Origin of the sequence: Rhodomicrobium vannielii ATCC 17100, from assembly GCF_000166055.1 — a bacterium.
Taxonomy (GTDB): domain Bacteria; phylum Pseudomonadota; class Alphaproteobacteria; order Rhizobiales; family Rhodomicrobiaceae; genus Rhodomicrobium; species Rhodomicrobium vannielii.
This window is the reverse complement of record NC_014664.1, coordinates 2,994,305-3,015,083: the sequence shown is the minus strand read 5'-3', so window position 1 is coordinate 3,015,083 and position 20,779 is coordinate 2,994,305. Positions and strand designations below refer to the sequence as shown.

The following is a 20,779-nucleotide window of genomic DNA, read 5'->3' as shown; positions in this document are numbered from 1 at the left end:
GGGTGAGAGATAATGTGTCCCACGCTCTCGACCCCACAATCCCCGTGGCACCGTCACGCGCTAGTATAGCCTCACCTCCGGACCAGATATGGAGCGGAAGCGGGAGAACCTGCAGCGCAGTAGCGGCCACAGCCGGAAGAACAACAACGCCTATAGCGCGCCGCTGCCCGTCCCAGCCAGCCCCTTTTAACACCGGCCAAAGCGCTAAGCAGAGCAGCTGTACCGCCGCCACCTGTATCACTACGTCTCCCAGGAAGCCGCTGCTCGTGCCGCCCCCGAGAAGAATCGCCAGCACTAAGACAGCGACGCAAAACCCAAACAACATCGGTATACCCCGACTCAGGATTACGGGCTTTCCCCTTCAACCGGTGGCGTTAAACCGCTGGAATCGTTACCGCTGTCGCTCATCGCCATACCAACGCCGGCAGCGATCCCAACGACACCGAGAGTAGCGCCTATCACAGGCAAGTTGCCAGCGAGGCCGCCTTCGGCCCCAACAAAAGGCACGTCGGGCCGCCCCTTCGAAAGGACAGCAACGGTTTGAGATTGGGCGACCTTTTGTACTATGCCGTCGTCGTACACGATGTCAGCACTGCCCCCAACTGCGCGAACGCGGTCACCCGCCGCGACCGGCGACGTCGCCGAGACCGACTGAAACCCACTTCCACGATCAACCATCACGGAACCCTGGATGTTGGTCAAAACGGTCGCATGCGCTGCCGTAAACATGAGGGCGGCACCGATAGCCAACACCGAAGCCCACGCCGCGTGCATCCTCAGACCACGCTTTCGGTTTTTCATTACACCCTCTAATAGTTTAAGGTCTTTCCACGAAATGGAAACATTATGAAAGCTATACGCATCATGGTATCCGAGCAATTTATATGTTAATGGAATAATGTCTTTTTCCTTAAAACGGCACACATACACCAAAGGTTGCGCAACTTGGCGCCAGTTTTCAATCGAAGATTGCGGACAAGATGGGAGACGCCCCACGCGGTGCTTGCCTGAAGGGGAGCTATGGATGTCTTTTCGGGTTGGGGCGAGTGCCAGGATGGTCCGGGGCAGCGGCCCAAAGTCAACGCATGGACCTGTTTTCGAAGAATGTAGCTAGGTTCGCTCTACGAACCTAAACCGGCAGCTTCGGGGTTGTGAGTCAAACTATGCAGGATACTTTCCGGGGCGGGGCTGACGATCGCCCATGCGGGTCACAGGCGCTAGTTGTTCAGTCCCGGCATTTGATGGATTGGATCGATCTTGAATCTTTCCGGCTCATTCGTCCAGCATTTACAGATGAACTCATAAGGCGTGAGGCCTTTGAGGGTCTTTAGTCGGCGAGCAAAGTTATAGGCGTTGATGAAGTCCGATAGGTGGGTTTCGAGCTGCTCGTGACGGTCGTAGTGATAGCGTTTGACCGTCGCCTCCTTGATCGTCCGGTTCATTCGCTCGACCTGGCCGTTTGTCCAGGGATGCTTGACCTTGGTGAGGCGGTGCTCAATGCCGTTCTCGCTGCATCGCATGTCGAACATGTGCGTCATGTATCTGGCCGTTGGTCCATCGGCATAACGCGGCGGAAACGTGAACTGGATGCCGTTGTCGGTGAGCACCGTGTGAATCTTGTAGGGAACTGCCTCTATCAGGGCGACGAGGAAGGCTGAAGCGGACGTCCTGCCGGTCTTTTTGACGAGTTGCACGAAGGCGAATTTGCTCGTGCGGTCAATGGCGACGTAGAGATAGAGCTTGCCTTCGGCCGTCTGCACTTCGGCTATGTCGACATGAAAATAGCCGATCGGATAGGACTTGAACTTCTTCCTGGCGGGCTTGTCGCCTTCGACGTCCGGCAGCCGAGAAATACCGTGGCGCTGAAGACAGCGATGCAGCGACGAGCGAGTCAGATGCGGTATCGTCGCCTGTAGCGCATAGAGGCAATCGTCGAGCGGCAAGAGCGTATGCTTGCGGAAGGCGACGATTATCGCCTCTTCCTCGACCGACAGAACCGTGGATTTCGGCTCTTTCGGTCCAGTCGGCACATCGGCGACGGATGAGCGCTTCTTCCATTTCGAAACCGTCTTCGGGTTGATGCCGTAGCGCTTGGCCAGGGCCCTCAAGCTCTCTTGACTATGCTGTATCGCTCGACGGACCGCCTCAGTCGTTGTGGCGCTCCCATGAAGAATTTGTCCCATAGCGCATCCTTCCAGCCGAGGGAGAATAATGCACCATCAAATGCCGGGATCAAACAGCTAGTTCGGGTCGAAGCTCAAGCGCTCGCGCCAGCAAAGCTTGGCTATGCCTCCGTTGGATATGGCACCGCGCCTGAGGAAGGGGATAAGCTGGCGGTTTCGTTCCGTCGTTATGCTCATCTACTGGTTAAGCATGAGTGGGTCATACTGGGAGTGATACTCACTTCTTGCGTTCTCGGCGCAATCCATAACTTGCTCAAGACACCTCATTACGCTGCAAACGTCAGAATACAGATTGAGCGGGAAGGCGCTAAAATCGTCGAAAGCGGAACGACGAGCCCGACAGAAACGGGCAGCGCAGACTTCCTGCGCACGCAATACGAGCTCCTGAAAAGCCGTGCTATGGCAGAGCGCGTGACGTCGGCGCTTTATCTTTATAAAGATGACTCGTTTTTTAAGCCACGCGATGTTTCTGCATTGGGACTGATAACCGGCTACTTCTCGCGGATGCCGACATCCTCCCAAGCGTCAAAAGTCGCCACCGCTGCCGATATCCTGATGAATGCTGTCACGATCAAGCCTGTTCCAGGCTCACGGCTCGTCGACATTCGTTATCTTGACCCAAACCCACAACGCGCTCAGATCATAGCGAACGGCTATGCAGACGCATACGTTGCCTCCAATCTAAACCGGAGGTTCGAGGCGAACGCCTACGCAAAGACGTTCCTCGATGAGAGGATCAAGCAGTTGCAGATAAGGCTGCAGGAATCCGAACAGGTTCTGATCGATTTCGCGGAAAAGGAGGGGATGGTCGAAGTAAACGATAAAGCTTCGATCGCGGAAAACAGCCTTGCCGCCGCGAACACTGCGACAGGTCATCTAATTTCCGAGCGTATCAAAAACGAGCAGCTTTGGCGTCAGGTCGAGAGCACGACCGCTATTAATCTGCCCCAGCTTCTGACCAACCAGGTTGTAGACACATTGCGCGGTCAACGCAAAGCGCTGGAAACCGAGTACCAGGAAAAGCTGGAAAACTTTAAGCCAAGCTATCCGGAGATGGTGCAGATCTCTAACAAGATCAAAGAAGTAGATAGGCAGTTTACCGCTGAAGTGAAGGCAATTCGAAACTCCTTGAAAGCTGCCTATCAGTCTTCTCTCGCCCAGGAAGTCGAGATGAAGGGAAGAATAGAGGAACTGCGCGCAGAAGTTATTGATCTTCAGAAGAAAGGCATTCGCTACAACATATTAAAAAGAGAAGTTGAGACCAACCGTAATTTGTACAACAGCCTTCTACAACGCCTCAAGGAAGTGGACATCGCCGGCGGCGTCGGAGCCAACAATATATTCATCGTAGACCGAGCTGTCGCTCCGAACTTCCCATCCGAGCCGAGCCTGAGTCGTACGCTTATTCTTGCATTTGGCTTTGGACTCATTATCGGGATCGGACTTTCTCTTTTGCTGGAGATGCTTGATGATCGCGTGCGAGCACCCGAGGAAGTCGAAGAAATTTCGGGACTGCCAACACTGGGCATCATTCCCCGCGATGAATCCGACATGGAATTAAGTGTCGTCCTTAAAGATCCTCGTTCGCATGTAGCGGAAGCGTATCGCTCTTTCGCGACGGCGTTACAGTTCTCTACCGATACCGGATTGCCGCGATCGATTGCTGTGACGAGCGCGGGCGCCGGTGAGGGTAAATCGACCACAGCGGTTGCGATCGCCCGCCATTTCGCACAAATGGGCCTGAAGGTTCTGCTGATCGACGCGGATCTGAGGCGGCCATCTCTGCACATCAAGCTAAATCTCGATAATTCGATTGGCCTCAGTAACTACCTGACCGGCTCCTTGATGCCGCCGGATTTGGTGCAGAGAACGGATCATCCCAATCTCGCATTCATGGCGTCTGGGCCTCTTCCGCCGAACGCAGCCGATCTCCTCAGTGGCCCCCGAATCTACTCGCTCATCTCGCTCGGGTCGGATGTATTTAATCTCATAGTCTTTGATTCACCTCCGGTGTTGGGCCTTGCTGACGCGCAACTGCTCTCAAGCGCCTCAGCGGCAACAGTTTTTGTCGTGGGCGCCGGCGACAACAGGAAAGGTGCGCTCCGTGCCGCGCTACGCCGGATGCCCATGGCCCGCGTAACACTGCTCGGTACGCTACTTACAAAGTTCGACTCGAAGTCGGTCGGATACGCTTACGGGCAGGGCTACGATTATAAGTACGGTTACCATATGAATGACGACGAAGCTGATGGCAGCACGCAAACGCCGCAGCTTGCTCGTTACTGATCATGCGAAGCCGCGAAGCAATCGTCGCCGCTCTTGGATGCTCTCCTATCCTCGCATGGCGCGTAAGTCGCGCTGCTTCCCTTTGCTTCGGGGCATAACATTCCTCCTTGAGATTGCAGCCGCCGAGCCCGATGCACTTCAGGACGCCGCAGCCATCACCGGGCAAACGGAAGCCACGCTCAGGCAGGCGGCCGGGTTTTTCATCGAACAGGTCATGCTCGACGAGGGTGCCGATCTCTATCGAATGCTTGGGACGAACCCCGCGGCACCCGCCAAAGAACTGCGGCGGCATATGGCGCTTATCATGCGTTGGCTGCATCCGGATCTGATAACGATCCACGAGCGCGACGGCGGTTTTAACCGCAGTCTTTACGCAAATCGTATCGTTTTCGCTTGGGAGACTGTCAAATCACCCGCCCGACGCTCTGCCTATGATTCAACCCGCGCAAAAACGGTTGCAGTCCCGCCCAAGAAGCCGCCTCTCCGGCGAAGGTCAAGAGCAAAGTCCGGGCGAGGAGCCACGGTTCTCGGGCACGCCGACGTCGTGCCGCCTTGACCCACATACTTAACCTGTTCGGGTTCCGCCATGAGTAGGAGTTCATCGAAACCGGCGCGCGCCAGAGCGCTTCGTATCGCAATCGGCAAGTTCTCGAATATCAAGGCGCATCCGGCAAGATTTACGTTCTTGTGCGCACTCGGTGTTTTTCTCATCTTGCTGATCGCGACGAAAAGTCTGCCTTACGCCCTCGCGCCCTATGATGCCGATTTGGCGCTACGTCTCAACTCGTCGAACCCGGCGGCCCTCATAGCAAAAGCGGAGAAGCTTCGGGTGCAGTTCCTGAACCTGAAGCGTGCCACCGGCGTTACGCCTGGCGATGCTGACGCCTCTCAAGATACCATAAGTAGCCTTCCGCCGGCGCAGCAGGCGGAGGGGATGGAAAGCGTGGAGCGTCGTCGTCTGCGTGATGAGATTCGTTGGCTAGCCCTGCGCACTCTCGAAAGCGACCCGTTGAACGCGACCGCATTCCGCATGCTCGGCGAAATAGCGGATACGCCCGACCGCGCTCGTGTTCTCATGCGGGAGGCAGTTCGACGCTCGCAACGCGACGCCATTGCACAATTCTGGCTTCTGAATGACAGTTTCCTGCGCAACGACTTCAAGAGCGCTCTCGGTCATGCCGAAATACTGCTTCAGTCACACCCGAAATTATCTCTGTACGTCTTCAGCTATCTTACGCTTCTTGCTGAAGACACGGAGGGCCGACGCTTTCTAATTCCCAGACTCGCGCTTGCGCCTGCTTGGCGGCTACATTTCTTCGAAGCGCTGCCAAAAAATATGCGCAAAGCGGACACGCCCGCGACGCTGATGCTCGCACTGCAAGGGTACGGCGCACCCTCTCACCGCAAGCGAGGTTTTCTCCTTATCTGGATGCGCTGATCGCAAAAAACCTCGTCGACGTTGCTTACAATGCGTGGCTTCAGTTTCTGCCGCCAACCGAACTCGAAACGGTTAGCCGGATAACACACCCCAATTTCGAGCGTGAACCGAGCGGCCTTGCTTTTGACTGGCGGGTCCACCCTGGCGTCAACGCAATTGTCGAATTCGTGCCCATCGAAAAGGGGCACGCGATATACTTCAATTTGGGGGAAGGGCGAATTCAGTTTCCTGATGTGAAGCAGTTCGTATTCTTTTCCTCTGGCAGCTACCGGATCGAAGGCAAACTAAGGGGCCACATCACCGGTAAACGTGGTCTGCGCTGGCAGATGCGTTGCGCCCACGGAACCCAGCGCGTTATCGGCGAAACAGAACAAATGGTAGGCCGGTCAGAGCAATGGAGAAATTTCGCGTTTTCCTTCGACGTCCCGCCCACTGATGAGTGCAAGGGGCAGATGCTTCGTCTCTATCATGATGCGCGTTCGCCATCCGAGGAATTCGTTTCCGGTGAGGTCTGGTTCGCGGAATTGCGGCTAACGCGCCTCGACGTCCCCCCAAGCCCGGCGGAAGCCACGAAAAACACCGCTCCACCGGGGCAGGGCGCAAATGCCTCAACGGTTGGATGGACGTCGACGATCACCCACACGAGGTAGAGGGCCGCCAACGGGCTAGAGCCGGCGGCCGCGCCTGCGAAAGCCACCGCCGGCGGTGCAATGAAGCCTGATCAAAGATATCGAGTTTGAGGCTTTACGCTTCAGATCTATCGGAACGCGCAACTGGACTTTCGAGTCATCCAGCGGCTCTGGAAACGAAGGTCGTATTTTTTTTGCGAGGCGGCCGAGTTCTCCGCCTTGGACAAGCGCTGAGTTCAAGACGCACATCAATGCAGCGCGGGGTCTTTTACCCGTTTAGCGAAACCATGCGAAAGGGCTGGCTCGCTCCTTGAGGAAGAGCGTTCCTCCGCGATCTTGAAAAAGGCGACTGCATCGACAAGCTCGTGGGCCTGCTCCTCAAGACTTCTCGCCGACGCCGTCGCCTCTTCTACAAGCGCGGCATTTTGCTGCGTGATACCGTCGATCTGAGTGATTGCCACATTTACCTGCTGCACGCTCTCGCTCTGCTCCTTGCTGGCCATCGCGATGTCGCCGACGATCGAACTGACGCGCTGCACTTGGCCAACAATCTCTTGCATCGCCATGCCGGCGCTTTCCACGAGTTTGGCCCCTTCGTCAACCTTGCCGACCGAGTTCGCAATAACTGATTTGATATCCTTGGCGGCTTCAGCCACACGCTGAGCAAGACTGCGCACTTCCGATGCCACCACGGCGAAACCACGACCCTGCTCGCCTGCCCGCGCCGCCTCGACCGCTGCATTTAAAGCCAGAAGGTTCGTCTGGAAAGCAATGGCGTCGATTATGGTGGTGATATCCGCAATCTCACGATTGCTTGCGGTGATGTCATTCATGGTCGTCACGACCTTGGCCACCAGCTTTCCTCCGTGAAGCGCGCATTTGGATGCTTCTGCGGCGAGTTTATTGGCTTCCTGCGCGTTCTCGGCGTTTTGCTTCACCGTTGAGGCAATTCCCTCAATGCTGCTCGCTGTTTCCTCAAGGTTTGACGCCTGGTTTTCTGTGCGCCTTGACAGGTCATCGTTCGCAGACGCGATCTCGCTCGCGGCGTTCTGGATTGTCCCGGACCCAGCTCGGATTTGCGCGATGATAACGCGCAACTGATCGACAGTTCTGTTCGAGTTGTTTTTCAAATCGGCAAACACGCCCTCGAAACGGTTGTCGATCTTCTGGCTAAGGTCGCCGGCCGCCAAAGCTTTCAAAAGGCGGTCGATGTCATTTAGAGCATGCTCGCTCGTGCCGAGGATCGCATTGAGGCCTTGTGACATCTGGAGGAGAAATCCGGATTTGCCGGCTTCCAACGCCCGCTTCGAATAGTTGCCAGCAGCGGCGGCATCGACAAGAGCAGCTATTTCTCTTTCTGCAATTAGTTGTTCGGTCATATCGTTCCATTGCGCGGCCGTCCCGAGCCGTTCGCCGTGCTCGTCGATGACCGGGCTGATGACGATATCGAAGTCTCGTCCGCCGAACACTCTGCGTAGGGCGGGCTCTTTTTGCGAATGTGCCGACGTCCAAGCGCTGTCATTTTTACCAAATACTTCAACGCTCCCTACAATCTTGCCAGCATCGAAACCGGGATACTGCTGCTGGAAAGCCGCTTCGTGCTTTTCGAGCATCGTCATGAAGGTCTTATTTACATAAGTGATCCGGCCTTCGGTATCGGCGATGCGAACCGGGACGCCAACATTGTCGAGCGCCGCCTTGACGCGCGCGGTATACCGCGCGGCATTGGCACCGGCTTCAAGCCTGTCGCGGACCTTCTCGATAGCGTCCGTAATGACCTTGCGCTCACCTGGCTGAGGTGGAATGCGCTTTGAGAAATCGCCGTCGGCGTATTCCTCTACGAGTTTGGCAATGTGCATCGTCAGATCAATTTGCCCACGCACCATCTCGTTCACATTGTGGGCGATCTCACCATAGGTTCCCGCAAATTCATGCGCGCGCAGGCGTGCGGAAATGCGCCCTTCCGAATTATGCGCACGCGCCATGTCGAGTTGCGCGGCAGAGAATTTTTGCAACGTCGCCATCACGCTGTTGACGGCATGGCCCACCTTCCGGAGTTCATCTTTCGAATGGCTTTCGACTTGCTCGGCAAGGTCGCCACGGGCGAGCCTGTTCGCGCCATTTTCGATCGCCTTCAATGAACGAAGAACCGACAGAAGTGTGCCGATGAAAATATAGAGAACAAGAAAAAGCCCGGCACCATTTACGAGAAAAACAAACTGCATATTTCTTTCGGCTTTTTGGCCCCGGCTTGCTAAAATGCCGTCGAGCGTATCAAGCGAAAAATCCATAAGTGCGTAAAGCTTTTCCACAGCGTAGGAGCCGCGCTTGGCGAATTCATCCCGCTCGCTGCTGAAGTCACCACGCAAGAGAGCGCCCACTTCTCTTTTATGAAAATATGCCGCAGCAACTCTTGCTTGGTCGGTCCTGGCTTTTATTGTCTCCACAACGTTTGGATTGGCCATCATGGCCTTATCGAGACCTTGCCTCAATGCGTCGAAATCGCGGCTTACCATCTCTGACAGCACGCTCAGCCGAACGCGCTCGGATGCTGAGCTTTCTTTCCTCGAAAGCACAGCTTCGCCTTCATATCCGAGACGGATCAGATCGCTGGTGAGCGCCGGAATGCTTGAGGTCGTCGTCAAGATGAGGTGGTATGCATCCGCTTCCGGGTCCAGCGTCAAGTTGCTTTCGTCAGCGATAAGAACAATGAAATCTTGGATCTTGTTCGTAAATTCGATCATCTTGTCGTTGCCGACATCGATCGCCTTGAAAGCAGACGCAATATTTATTGCCTTCCAGTTTTGTTTCAAAATAGGCAAAGTTTCCTTCGTCTTCTGGAACGACTGAATCGGGTTGATTTTACTCGTCAAAAGCTCCAGTATTTCATCGACAGCCTCTCTGGACTTTGCCTCTTTCTTTTTTGCCTCCTCCTGACCGGTGAGGGCGATAGGGTTTGCGATGCCATAGTCCTGCGCCGCCTGTAGCAGTCGGCGCGCAGGCATCATCAATTCAATTCCGATCCGTTCCTTTTGATTGAACTGAAAGTCTCTGTCGAGCTCGCTGTACAGTTCAAATGACAGCGTCGCCAACGGCACAACAAACAGAAGACCAGCGAGACCCAACTTCGCTCCAAAATGAAGTCTGCTCATGATCGCCATGGCTGGCGCGAAAAGTACGTTCAACATCCCCGACTCCAATGCCAGCCTACAGCCAAGCGTGGCCTTGAGTTGTACAAGAGGGCGGTTAGTGGGCCATTGCCAAGATGGCTAAAACTTGTGATGCTCGGATAGGTGCGCGAACCGGGAGCGAACGTGGCTTTGACGGAAATGAGGACGTCCCACCCGCGCACGATCAATTCGTAGGGTACGGTGGTGCCGACTGCCCGGTTTGTACGATTCCCCCACGAACGTTCGCTCAACGACGTGGATCTGAATCCCGTTCCGATGCTGTGGCGCCGTCATCCGAGACAGTTTCAGGCACCCTCGCCGACCAACAGGTCGGCCAGCGTATCGATCAAGGGCAACCCTGTAACATCCTGAATCCAACCGAACTGTCCTGTCGGATTAATCTCTAGAAAGACGTACTCCCCATCGGGCGTCAGGATCATGTCGATCGCGGAGTAATTGAGACCCAGCCGCTCGTTCAGCGCGAGGCATCGCCGCTCGATTTCCGCGGGCAGTTGGTGCGGCTTGTGCTCCATGCGCGGCACTTCGCCCCGGCGCCAGTCGACAATGCTTTCAGGGTTGGACTGGGACCGGATTTCGACCGGGAAGACGCGGTCGCCGATGACCGTGATCCTCAGATCACACGCCTTCGTGATTTCTTGCTGGAACAGCCCCGGCGAGTTTTTCAAGAGGTCGGCTTGCTGGACATGCTCGGCTGTCAGCCGGGAGGTGTAGACCGACTGCTGCCCACTTTTTCCGAGAACACCCTGCGTCATGGATTTGTAGACGACGCGGCCTTTGCACTCTTCGAAAAAGCGCCCGAGTGCCTCCGGATCGTTTGTGAAAAGCGTTCTCGGGATCGCGAAGCCCAGCTTGTGAGCCAACGTCAATTGCAGCGGTTTCGATTCCGCGACACGGATCTTGTCAGGATGGTTCACCCAGAAGGCATCGAAGGCGCGATACAGCCCCTGTACGACTGCCGTGCATTCGTGCCAGGCAAATTCCTGCTCTTCGGGGGTTAACGTCTTCGCCAGAGAAAACGGCTCCGGCCGCCGATACCAGACACTCGAAAATTGGGACCATTCGACGGGGCCCGAAAGGTCTCGGAGGGTAGCAACCGGGGCGCGATCCGGGCCATAGCTCAGGGAGATCGTGGCATCGCGGGGAATGTCCTGCGGGTGGAACCGCTCGAACGGGATGTTGCGCGCTCGCAGGCATACGACCATCAGGTCGGCCGTCGAGTCGAACTCTCCGGTAACGATAAGGATTTTTCCGGCCATTCTTCACTCGCTTGCGCGGCGCGTCAAAGCAACGCTTCCCGCGCCGCATTTCTGGCGATCCCGAAGGCATCGCGGCGAAGCGCGACATTACTCCCCTGGCTTGAAGCCGTCCGGATGAGAATCCTGTTCTGAATCCTGAGACACGCAGGTTGGCACGCCGTCCTTGGGATAGAACATGTTCGAGCAACGCGTCGTGTTGCTGTAAGTCCAAGAGCCCGTCATCTGCTGGTTTTGGGCGAACATCGGTCGTCCAGACTCGGCTTCGACAAACAGTTTCTGCTCGCGGTCGTAGTAACCGGCGGGGATTTCGACAATATGCCCGTCCTCAAGAAACTGTCCGGCGAACAATCCCTTTGGATCTGTGGCCGCCATGGCTTTTTTTGCCGCGCCGGCACCAACGATACCAAGGGCAACGAGCCCGATCTGCTTTAGAAAACGTCTGCGATCTTTGGTATTTTCGCTTGTCATGTTTCCCTCCGAAGAGGCGGCGAGGTCACATAGCGTCGCCGTCCAGACGCATTTCGATAGACACCGGCTATCCGCATAAGCCAACTTCATGGCATGGCAACTGCTCAGCATCAGCTGCGGCAATGGACCACAATGCCCGAGGGGAGAGCGATGAACGTCCGGCCCACTCCTTCAGTTCTTCGGTAGGCAGCTTTTCTCGCATGCATCGAGCGTCTCAAACGGCACGACGCCGCCGCAACCGCCATAGGAAAACCATTTGCAGGCTCCGGCAGCGGGATCGAAATAATAGGCTTCGAAATTGGCCTTGCAGCGCCCGCCCTCAGGCTTGAGATGGCAGGCTTCCGGAAGCGCCAGGTCGCGAAGCGGCGCGAACGGATTGCGGCCGTCTTCCTCGGCCTTGAGCGCGTTGCCCTCACCGATCACCGGCACAAGGATATCCGCCGCGAAGTGGTAGTCGCCCGTGTAACGAAACGCCTGCAGGAACATCGGCGTATCTGCGAAAAGCTCGGCCCAGCCGGAATAGATGGCGTCGAGGTCGCGTTCCTCGACAGGCAGGCGCGCGGACGTGCTCGCCTTCACCGGCAGGTCGAGGCATTTGCGATCGGGTTGGCCGGGGATAGTGACCGCCAGATCGTGATCATCGCCCCGGAAATAGCCCATGCCATCGTTGGAGCCGGGGCGGCAAAGCGTAACCGGCGCGACGACGAAAAGTTCGATCGCACCCTTGCCACCGAAGCTGTTGGACGTCACCAGCGGATAATAAAGCTCCGCGCTCGCGAAGCGGTACGCGACCGGCTCGATGAAGCGCGTCTCCTTCTCAAGCGCCACGTAGTCGAGCACGAAATAAGTCAACCCGCGCGCCACATAATCCGCCACGATGGCCTCTTCCGTCGGGTAAGCATCGGCGAGCGGCAGGTCGTGGCTCTTGAAATAATCGTTGACCCACGAGCGGAAGGCCGCGACATCGCGAATCCTGACCGTCGTCAGATCATGCGCGCCGAGACGGGCGGACGACACGACTTTGACGCCCTCGTCTTTCGATGAGCTGCCGCCTTTCGTTTGCCACCGGCTCTGGAAACGGAGGTCGTATTTCTTGGCGAGGCTGGCGAGTTGCTGGAAAGCGCCGGGCGCGGCGAGCTCGGCTTTCGGCTCGGCCGGGAACGGGATGAAACGCAGGATCGACGTCTTGCCGCTCGCGCCGATTTCCGTCCCAAGGATGAGGACTTCTTCCCTGCCGTTGGCGAGGATGATCGCCTTTTGTGCGCTTTCCTCAACGGTGACGCCCTGGTTCGAAACCATCACGCGCCCCATGTCTGCCAGCGCCGGCAGCGGGATGAGGAAAACCGCAGGTAAGATAGCTCCCAGCAAGCGCAAGCTTTTGCACAGCCTCAGCATCGGAGATCCCTTTCCGCCCGGCAGGAGCAGGCAGCGTTCCGTTCGGCTGACCGTTGTCAGAAGCCCCGAGAGCCCCGGCGTCCATGTGGCCCAACAACGCAGGCATCCGTTCACGCGCATATTCCACACAGCACAACGGTCTTGCATCGCGATCATTAGCATACTAATTAATAGCCATGCAGCAATATGGGAGCGATATGCCTCCGGACGAGTCCATTCGCGCACTTCGGGCGTCGTTCACGCGCTCGCTCATCCTCGCGTCTCGCCGCTGGAAAACGCTTGCCGACGCGACCATGAAAAGCCGCGACCTCTCGCACGCCACCGCGCTCGTGGTTATTGTCATCGACAGCCTCGGCAGCGCCGTGACCCAGATCGAACTTGCGCGCGAAATCGGCATTGAGGGGCCGACGCTCGTGCGACTGCTCGATCAACTCGAAAAGCAGGGGCGGATCGAGCGGCGCGAAAACCCGGACGACCGGCGCGCGAAACTTGTCACCCTCTCTGGGGCGGGCAAAGATCTCGTCGCCGAAATCCAGATGGAATTGGAAAGACTGCGGAACGAGTCGCTTGCCGGCGTCGATCCACGAGACCTCGAAGCGGCGCTTCGCGTCTTCGCCGCCATGCGCAATTTCACCGATGCGCGAAGCGATGGGACCGGAGGGAGCGAGTGACTCTTCCCGATTTCCGCGCGTGGGTGTTTTCACTCAAGGTTTTGTCCGCCGGACTTCTCGCGCTGTACATCTCGATGTGGGCCGGACTCACGCGTCCCTACTGGGCGCTCGCCACCGTCTACATCACGAGCCAGGCTTTCGACGGTGCGACGCAATCGAAGGCGCTCTACCGTGCGGTCGGCACGGCCGTTGGTGCCGCGGCGGCGGTTGCCATCCTGCCGAACGTCGTTAACTCGCCTGAACTGGCCGTGCTTGCCATCGCACTCTGGGTTGCGGTCTGTCTCTACATCTCGATGCTGGACCGCACGGCGCGAAGCTACACTGCCATGCTCGCGGGTTACACTGTTGCGCTGATCGGTTTTCCGGCGGTGGATGACCCGGCGGGCATCTTTGATGCGGCCGTGTCGCGGACCGAGGAAATCACTCTCGGCATCCTGTGCGCGGCGCTTGTGTCGGGCCTGGTGCTGCCCCGATCCGCCGCGCCGGTTTTTGCCGTGCAACTCGGTGCCTGGCTCAAGTCCGCAAGAGCCTGGACGCGCGAAGTGTTGCGCCGGGAGCCGCGAGCGGTAATGGATACGCGGGCGGGGCGCCTTCGTCTGGCGTCCGACGCCATCGCGCTGGAAGCGCTCGCCGCGCAACTTCCTCGCGAGGCCACAAGCCTTCCTGTTTCAGAGCAAGCGCTCGCCCTGCTGCGTCAGCATATGCTGATGCTGCTGCCGCTGCTTACCTCCGTGTCCGACCGGCTGAAGGCGATCGAGGGAACCGACGCAGCGGCCACTCTCCAGCCAATCCTCGACGATGTGGCCGACTGGTTCCAGGCCGACACCGCCGCCCCGGAGGACGCGGCGATCCTGCTGGCACGCCTCGACGCGTTCGAACACAGCCTGCGCGAGGGCGATCTTTGGCGCGACCTCCTCGTTGCGGGGTTGGTTGTGCGGCTGCGCGAACTCGTGAACCTCAAGCAGGACATCCGCCATCTTCGCGCGAATATCGAAACAGGCGGCCTGCTTGCAGCGCCGTGTGCCTTCGAATACACGGCGAAGGCCAGAGAGGTGCGCCATCGCGATCACATGATGGCTGTGTTTTCCGCGTTCGGCGCATTCATCGCCATCGTCATGGTGTGCGCGGTGTGGATCGCGACCGGGTGGCAGGACGGGTCTGCTGCGGCGATGCTGGCTTCCGTTGCGTGCTGCTTCTTCGCGACTCAGGACGATCCGGTACCCGCGATGATAGGCTTCGCCACAGCCGCCATCCTGGGCGTAACCGGCGCCTTGTTCCACCAGTTCGCGCTCATGCCTCGCGCGATTTCGTTCGAGATGGTTGCGCTGGCGCTCGCACCCGGCCTCATCTTCAGCGGCCTTCTCATGACGAACCCGGCGACCGCCGCCATCGGCCTCGGAACCGCCGTCAACGGGGCCATGGCGCTGGCTATTCAGGATCACTACTCGGCGGATTTCCCGGCCTTTGCAAATTCGGGGCTGGCGCTCGTAGCGGGGGTGTGGATCGCGACTGCGTCCATCGCCGTCTTCCGCTCGCTCGATTCCGGATGGGCGACGAAGCGGCTCCACGCGCAAAATCGCGCGAGCCTGGTGCTGGCGGCGAGCGGGCGCGGCAGCGAAAGCGGCCTGGAACTCGCAGCGCTCATGCTTGACCGCGTTTCGCTGATGGCGACGCGGCTCTCCAAGCAGCCGCCCGACAAGTCCGCACTTTCGGCCACGCTGCTGCGTGAGGTGCGCATCGGCATCAACATCGTGGAGCTGCGCCGCGTGCGGCGGCAGGTGTCGAAGCCCGCGCGGCTTGCCATCAACCATACGCTGGCCGAAGTCGCGCGGCACGTCCGCAGCGGCGACGATGAGCCATCTGCGGCGCTTCTCGAAAGCATTGACGCCGCGCTCGCCGTTTCCGTGCGCGAGCCGGAGACGAGCGCCACGCAGCATGCGACGCTCGGCCTGGCGGGGATTCGTCGCGCTCTTTTCCCCGCCGCGCCCGACCCTCGGCTAATCCGCGTCGACAACGCGGTGGCGGCATGATCGGCGAACTCGACATCTACGGCGTGTTCGTGCCGGCGCTCCTCCTCTGGATGCTGATCGCCTACGCCGTCACCGCGATGTTGCGCAGCTTATGCCAACGCCTTGGCCTCTACCGCTATGCGTGGCACCGCGCGTTGTTCGACATCTCCCTCTATTTCATTGTGCTGGGCGCGGTCGTCGCGCTCGAAACGAGCCTGTTACCCGGATCATGACAACACCCGCAAAAACCACGCCGCCGAAGACGTCCGCTCCCTTTCTGCTGCGCTTTCTCGTGACCCTTGCGATGACGGGCGCGGCGCTGCTGATCGGAGCCTCGCTCTGGTATTACTACATCGACGCGCCTTGGACGCGCGACGGGCGCGTTCGCGCAGATGTCGTTGCCGTCGCGCCGGATGTGCCCGGCCTTGTGACGGAAGTGCTCGTCACAGACAACAAGCGCGTCAAGCGCGGCGATGTGCTCTTCCGCATCGATCCGGAGCGGTTCCGGCTGGCGCTGGCGCAGGCTGACGCGGTGCTGGAAGGCCGAAAGGCAGCGCTCGACCTGGCGTCAAGCGACTATGACCGTTATCGCAATATGACCGAAATCGCCGTCTCCAGGCAGAAGGTCGAAGCAGCGTTCGAAGCCAAGCTCACCGCGAAAGCCGCCTACGATCAGGCTATCGCGGACAAGGCCGTCGCGAAGCTCAACCTCGAACGCTCCACCGTGCGCGCGCCGGTCAATGGGCGCGTGGTGAATGTGTCGCTGTTGCCGGGCGCTTACGTCGCCACCGGTCAGGGCGTATTCGCGCTGCTCGACGAAGACAGCCTGCGCGTGGAAGGCTATTTCGAGGAAACGAAGCTCGGCCGCATCCATGTGGGCGACAGGGCGCGCGTCCGGTTGATGGGAGAAAGCGCGGAACTGATGGGCCGCGTAGAAAGCATCGCGGCGGGCGTGGAAGATCGCGAGCGTAGTGCCGGCTCGAAGCTTCTGCCCAACGTCAACCCGACATTTTCATGGGTGCGGCTCGCGATGCGCGTGCCCGTCCGCATCGCGCTCGACAACGCGGCCGACCGCGACAAGCTCGTGTCGGGCCGAACCGCAACCGTCTTCATCGAGAACGGAACGCTGAAGAAGTGGGCGCCTTTCCAATGGGAGAGCTCGCTCTTGCAGCGGATCGCCAATCCCTCAGGCACATCATCATGAGTAGTTCGGTACATGGCCATTGCATAGGATCGGAATAGCAGAACCTGGGAACGGGACCGCGAATAGTCGAATGAATGTCAGGCGCGGGGAGGAACCACTTTAAGTTTTTGGTGCCGGCTGAGGGATTTGAACCCCCGACCTTCGGTTTACAAAACCGCTGCACTACCACTGTGCTAAGCCGGCATGCGACACGCCAAATGCGAACGTATCAGCACTGCAGATAACAAATCGCGCCTGTTTAGGCAATCGCTCGGCGTCGCCGACCGGCGAAATTCTGTGGTCGCGTGTTGAAGCGCCTCTTCGCCCTTGGCGACGGCGATCTGCCGGACCGAGGCGCAGTGACGGCATTCGGCTCTTGAATTAGTGTGCAAGTCTGACGTAATCCGACGTAAAATCGTGCAACGTGACGTAATTTGTGGTGCACCCTGCACACGTCTCGCCGTTCTGTTCGTCGGCGGGAATCGGAGACCTTCGCGCCATGACCGCATCCTTCCGCATCGCCTGCGCTCAGCTCAACCCCGTTTTGGGCGACCTCGCCGGAAATGTCGCGCTGGCCCGCGCGGCGCGGGATGATGCGCGCGCCTTGGCGGCCGATCTGGTTGTTTTCACCGAGCTGTTCATCGCGGGCTATCCGCCGGAAGACTTGATCCTCAAGCCCGCCTTTGTGGCGGCTTGCATGGAGGCGACGCGCGCGCTTGCAGCCACGACGGCGGACGGCGGCCCCGCGCTGCTCATCGGCACGCCGTGGGGCGAAGATGGCAAGGCTTACAACGCGGTCGCGTTGCTCGCGGGCGGGCGCATCCAAGCGCTGCGCTACAAGGTGGACCTGCCGAATTACAGCGTGTTTGACGAGAAGCGCGTCTTCGCGCCCGGCCCGCTGCCGGAGCCGGTGGATTTCGCCGGGCTCCGTCTCGGCCTGCCGATCTGCGAGGATATCTGGACGCCCGCCGTCGTGGGATCGCTTGCGGCGCGCGGCGCGGAGCTTCTGATCTCGCCGAACGGATCGCCCTTCACGCTGAAGAAGCGCACGCAACGTCTCGACGTGGCCCGCGCGCGGGTAGCCGAAACCGGTCTGCCGTTGCTCTATATCAATCAGTTCGGCGGACAGGACGAACTTGTGTTCGACGGCGCATCCTTCGCGCTCAACCGCGACGGCGCGCTCGCGGCGCAGCTTCCGGCGTGGGAAACGGCGCTGGCGATCACCGAATGGCGGCGCGACGCTGGCGGCTGGGCATGTGTCGAGGGTCCGAGTGCGCGCGTCGAGGAAGGGCGCGAGGCGGCCTACCTCGCTTGCGTCATCGGACTGCGCGATTATGTCGAGAAAAACCGCTTCCCGGGCGTGGTGCTCGGCCTTTCGGGCGGTATCGACAGCGCGATATGCGCCGCGATGGCGACGGATGCGCTCGGCGCGGCGCGCGTGCATTGCATCATGCTGCCTTACCGCTACACGTCGAACGCCTCGCTTGACGACGCGGCGGCTTGCGCGGAAGCGCTCGGCGTACGCTACGACATCGTGCCGATCCACACGGCGGTCGAGGCGTTCGGCGGCATGCTCGCACCGCTGTTCAAGGGCGCGGAACCGGGCCTCGCCGAGGAAAACCTGCAATCGCGCATTCGCGGTACGACGCTGATGGCCGTGTCGAACAAGTTCGGCGGTATGGTCGTGACCACGGGCAACAAGTCCGAGGTGTCGGCGGGCTACGCAACGCTTTACGGCGACATGAATGGCGGTTTCAACCCGATCAAAGATCTATACAAGACGCAGGTCTTCGCGCTGTCGCGCTTCCGCAACGAGCACGTGCCGAAGGGCTGCCTCGGGCCGGGCGGCGTCGTCATCCCGGACAACATCATCACCAAAGCGCCGACCGCCGAGCTTCGCGAGAACCAGACCGATCAGGATTCGCTGCCGCCTTACGATGTGCTGGACGACATCCTCGAAAGCCTCGTGGACCGCGAGGAACCGTTATCCGCCGTCGTTGCGCGCGGGCATGCACCGGAAACCGTGAAAAAGGTAGAGCGCCTGCTCTATCTTTCGGAGTACAAGCGGCGGCAGGCGGCCCCCGGCGTGAAGATCACCGAGCGCAATTTCGGGCGCGACCGCCGCTATCCGATCGTCAATCGCTTCCGCGAGCAACTTCCGTGACACAGGTCAAAGTCCGCTTCGCGCCGAGCCCCACGGGCCGGCTTCACATCGGCAACATCCGCTCCGCCGTGTTCAACTGGCTGTTCGCGCGAGCCGCGGGCGGCGTGTTCGTGCTGCGCTTCGACGACACGGACCTTGAGCGCTCGAAGGAAGAATATGTCGACGGCATCCGCGAGGACCTGCGCTGGCTCGGGCTTTCGTGGGACGAGGAGTTTCGCCAGTCGGAGCGCTTCGCCTTCTACGCCGAGACGGCGGAAAAGCTGAAACAGGCGGGGCGGCTCTATCCGGCCTACGAGACGGCGGCGGAGCTTGAGCGGCGGCGCAAGCTGCAGATGGCGCGCGGCAAGCCTCCGGTTTACGACCGCGCGGCGCTGAACCTGACCGACGCCGAGCGCGCCCAACTGGAGGCCGCCGGGCGTAGGCCGCACTGGCGCTTCAAGCTGGACCAGCGGCCGACCGCGTGGGACGACCTCATTCGCGGGCCGCAGGAAATCGACGCGGGCACCATCTCCGATCCCGTGCTCATCCGTGAGGACGGCACTCCGCTTTACACCTTCACGAGCGTCGCCGACGACGCCGACACCGGCGTCACGCACATCATTCGCGGCGAGGACCACGTCACCAATACCGCCGTTCAAATTCAGCTTTTCGAGGCGCTGGGCGCTGCCGTCCCGCGTTTCGCGCATAACAATCTGCTCATCGGCGCGCAGGGCGAGGCCCTGTCGAAGCGCATCGGCTCGCTGTCCATCGCCGGGCTCCGCGAGGATGGCTTCGAGCCGCTCGCGGTGATGACGCATGCCGCGCTCATCGGCACCTCGGAGGCGTTGCACCCCCAGGAAAGCCTCGACGCGCTGGCATCGCTGTTCGATCTCGCGAAGATTTCGCGCGCGCCCGCCCGCTTCGACCCCGCCGAACTCGCGGGCCTCAACGCGAAACTTCTGCACGCGACGCCTTATGAGGCGGTGGCGGAGCGGCTGGCGGCGCGCGGTATCGATGGCGGCGAGGCGTTCTGGCTTGCGGTGCGCGCCAATCTCGAAGTGTTCGCCGATGTCGATCTGTGGTGGCGCGTGGCGAATGGGCCGATCACGCCCGCGATCGAAGACGCGGCGCTTGTCGAGAAGGCGCTCGCGCTGCTGCCGCCGGAGCCATGGGACCAGACCACCTGGAAAAGCTGGACCGACGCTGTGAAGCAGGCAACGGGCGCTAAGGGCCGCGCGCTTTTCCATCCGTTGCGGTTGGCGCTGACGGGGCTGGAACGCGGGCCGGAGCTGAAAGACTTACTGCCCCTCATCGGCAGGCGCGAAGCCAGCGCGAGATTGAGCCAAGGCTGAGGCTTTGCTTTCGCGCGCCGTTCATTTCTCCCTCATGGGCAAATTGCGTGTTCGCGGTGTTTTCCCTATTCTTACGCCGGATGTAAGATGCTGTGTCGAGTGGGGTGTTTTCCGTTGATAGTGCCTAATCAGTTAGCCGCCTTGCGAGAATTTTTCTCGAATATCGAAAGTGACCTGCCAGAAATCGTGTCTCTTATGTATGAGCGATTTTTTGAGGCGGTCCCCGAAGCAGCGTCGCTATTCAAGGGCGACTTCGCGGCGCAGCAGATGCAATTCACCTCGATGTTACGCAGCACCATCGCCTTGACGCGGTCGAGCCAGCTCTGGCCTGTTGACGCTGAAGCCGGGCGCGCCTCACTTCCCGAGATCGAATATCTCGGTTTGCGCCACGCGTGTGTTGGTGTTCAGCCCGAGCACTTCGCGGCGATGAAATGGGCGTTGGCGCGAACGCTTGCGGAAATGTACCCGAGGGATTTCGACCGGGACATCGAAGATGCGCTGAGTTTCATTTTCGACGTCGTGGCGAGGGCCACGAAGATGGGCGGGGCGCCGCTGGTTAGAAAGGGGATCTAGCG

The 20,779-nt window shown here is 59.5% G+C and carries 16 protein-coding genes and 1 tRNA gene; 10 read left to right on the top strand and 7 right to left on the bottom strand.

The genetic code is table 11. From position 1 onward, the window contains the following. Positions 1 to 345: 345 nt before the first annotated feature. Entirely contained in the window at positions 346 to 996 is a 651-nt protein-coding gene (locus RVAN_RS13925; RefSeq protein ID WP_155942467.1) for a hypothetical protein, read from the bottom strand. A gap of 221 nt (positions 997 to 1,217) precedes the next feature. Continuing rightward, on the bottom strand, positions 1,218 to 2,183 hold the full coding sequence (locus tag RVAN_RS13920; RefSeq protein ID WP_013420349.1) for an IS481 family transposase: 966 nt from the start codon (positions 2,181 to 2,183) through the stop codon (positions 1,218 to 1,220). Between RVAN_RS13920 and RVAN_RS13915 the strand changes: the two genes are divergently transcribed. The 3 genes from RVAN_RS13915 to RVAN_RS20290 all read left to right on the top strand — a co-directional run bounded on the left by RVAN_RS13915 (position 2,166) and on the right by RVAN_RS20290 (position 6,557). Next, positions 2,166 to 4,469 (top strand): GumC family protein, encoded by a 2,304-nt coding sequence (locus RVAN_RS13915; RefSeq protein WP_081449484.1) that lies wholly within the window; start codon positions 2,166 to 2,168, stop codon positions 4,467 to 4,469. The two genes, RVAN_RS13920 and RVAN_RS13915, sit on opposite strands and share 18 nt — an antisense overlap. Further along, a complete protein-coding gene (locus RVAN_RS13910) occupies positions 4,417 to 5,025 on the top strand; it encodes a hypothetical protein (RefSeq protein ID WP_155942466.1) in 609 nt (202 codons plus the stop codon). The genes RVAN_RS13915 and RVAN_RS13910 overlap by 53 nt, the downstream gene beginning before the upstream one ends. A 743-nt stretch (positions 5,026 to 5,768) precedes the next feature. Further along, positions 5,769 to 6,557, top strand: a complete 789-nt coding sequence (locus RVAN_RS20290; RefSeq protein WP_155942465.1) for a hypothetical protein — start codon at positions 5,769 to 5,771, stop codon at positions 6,555 to 6,557. Positions 6,558 to 6,784: 227 nt separating this feature from the next. Here the strand turns inward: RVAN_RS20290 and RVAN_RS19140 are convergent, their stop codons facing one another. The 4 genes from RVAN_RS19140 to RVAN_RS13880 all read right to left on the bottom strand — a co-directional run bounded on the left by RVAN_RS19140 (position 6,785) and on the right by RVAN_RS13880 (position 12,819). Then, entirely contained in the window at positions 6,785 to 9,724 is a 2,940-nt protein-coding gene (locus RVAN_RS19140) for a methyl-accepting chemotaxis protein (RefSeq protein ID WP_013420346.1), read from the bottom strand. 287 nt (positions 9,725 to 10,011) lie between these two features. Beyond that, complete coding sequence (locus tag RVAN_RS13890; protein WP_013420345.1) at positions 10,012 to 10,983, bottom strand: MvdC/MvdD family ATP grasp protein; 972 nt, start codon at positions 10,981 to 10,983, stop codon at positions 10,012 to 10,014. Positions 10,984 to 11,070: 87 nt separating this feature from the next. Beyond that, positions 11,071 to 11,451: a hypothetical protein gene (locus RVAN_RS13885; protein ID WP_013420344.1), complete on the bottom strand. Its 381-nt coding sequence runs from the start codon at positions 11,449 to 11,451 to the stop codon at positions 11,071 to 11,073. Positions 11,452 to 11,622: 171 nt separating this feature from the next. After that, positions 11,623 to 12,819, bottom strand: coding sequence for a DUF2330 domain-containing protein (locus RVAN_RS13880; protein WP_169309558.1), 1,197 nt, complete (start codon positions 12,817 to 12,819; stop codon positions 11,623 to 11,625). A gap of 224 nt (positions 12,820 to 13,043) precedes the next feature. Between RVAN_RS13880 and RVAN_RS13875 the strand changes: the two genes are divergently transcribed. From RVAN_RS13875 to RVAN_RS13860, 4 genes are read left to right on the top strand one after another with little or no spacing between them, the layout of a single operon-like run. Then, entirely contained in the window at positions 13,044 to 13,517 is a 474-nt protein-coding gene (locus RVAN_RS13875; protein ID WP_013420342.1) for a MarR family winged helix-turn-helix transcriptional regulator, read from the top strand. Continuing rightward, a complete protein-coding gene (locus tag RVAN_RS13870; protein ID WP_013420341.1) occupies positions 13,514 to 15,547 on the top strand; it encodes an FUSC family protein in 2,034 nt (677 codons plus the stop codon). Before RVAN_RS13875 ends, RVAN_RS13870 begins: the two co-directional genes overlap by 4 nt. Continuing rightward, the gene (locus tag RVAN_RS13865; protein ID WP_013420340.1) at positions 15,544 to 15,759 is read left to right on the top strand and encodes a DUF1656 domain-containing protein; all 216 of its coding nucleotides are present in this window, start codon (positions 15,544 to 15,546) and stop codon (positions 15,757 to 15,759) included. Before RVAN_RS13870 ends, RVAN_RS13865 begins: the two co-directional genes overlap by 4 nt. After that, a complete protein-coding gene (locus RVAN_RS13860; protein WP_013420339.1) occupies positions 15,756 to 16,730 on the top strand; it encodes an efflux RND transporter periplasmic adaptor subunit in 975 nt (324 codons plus the stop codon). The genes RVAN_RS13865 and RVAN_RS13860 overlap by 4 nt, the downstream gene beginning before the upstream one ends. 108 nt (positions 16,731 to 16,838) lie before the next feature. Here the strand turns inward: RVAN_RS13860 and RVAN_RS13855 are convergent. After that, positions 16,839 to 16,913, bottom strand: a tRNA-Thr gene (locus tag RVAN_RS13855). Positions 16,914 to 17,208: 295 nt separating this feature from the next. Between RVAN_RS13855 and RVAN_RS13850 the strand changes: the two genes are divergently transcribed. From RVAN_RS13850 to RVAN_RS19135, 3 genes are all read left to right on the top strand, one after another. Next, positions 17,209 to 18,873 carry an NAD+ synthase gene (locus RVAN_RS13850; protein ID WP_013420338.1) on the top strand — a complete coding sequence of 555 codons (1,665 nt, stop codon included), beginning with the start codon at positions 17,209 to 17,211 and terminating at the stop codon, positions 18,871 to 18,873. Beyond that, a complete protein-coding gene (gltX, locus tag RVAN_RS13845) occupies positions 18,870 to 20,204 on the top strand; it encodes a glutamate--tRNA ligase (RefSeq protein WP_013420337.1) in 1,335 nt (444 codons plus the stop codon). The genes RVAN_RS13850 and gltX overlap by 4 nt, the downstream gene beginning before the upstream one ends. An 87-nt stretch (positions 20,205 to 20,291) precedes the next feature. Continuing rightward, on the top strand, positions 20,292 to 20,777 hold the full coding sequence (locus RVAN_RS19135) for a globin domain-containing protein (protein ID WP_013420336.1): 486 nt from the start codon (positions 20,292 to 20,294) through the stop codon (positions 20,775 to 20,777). Positions 20,778 to 20,779 lie beyond the last annotated feature (2 nt).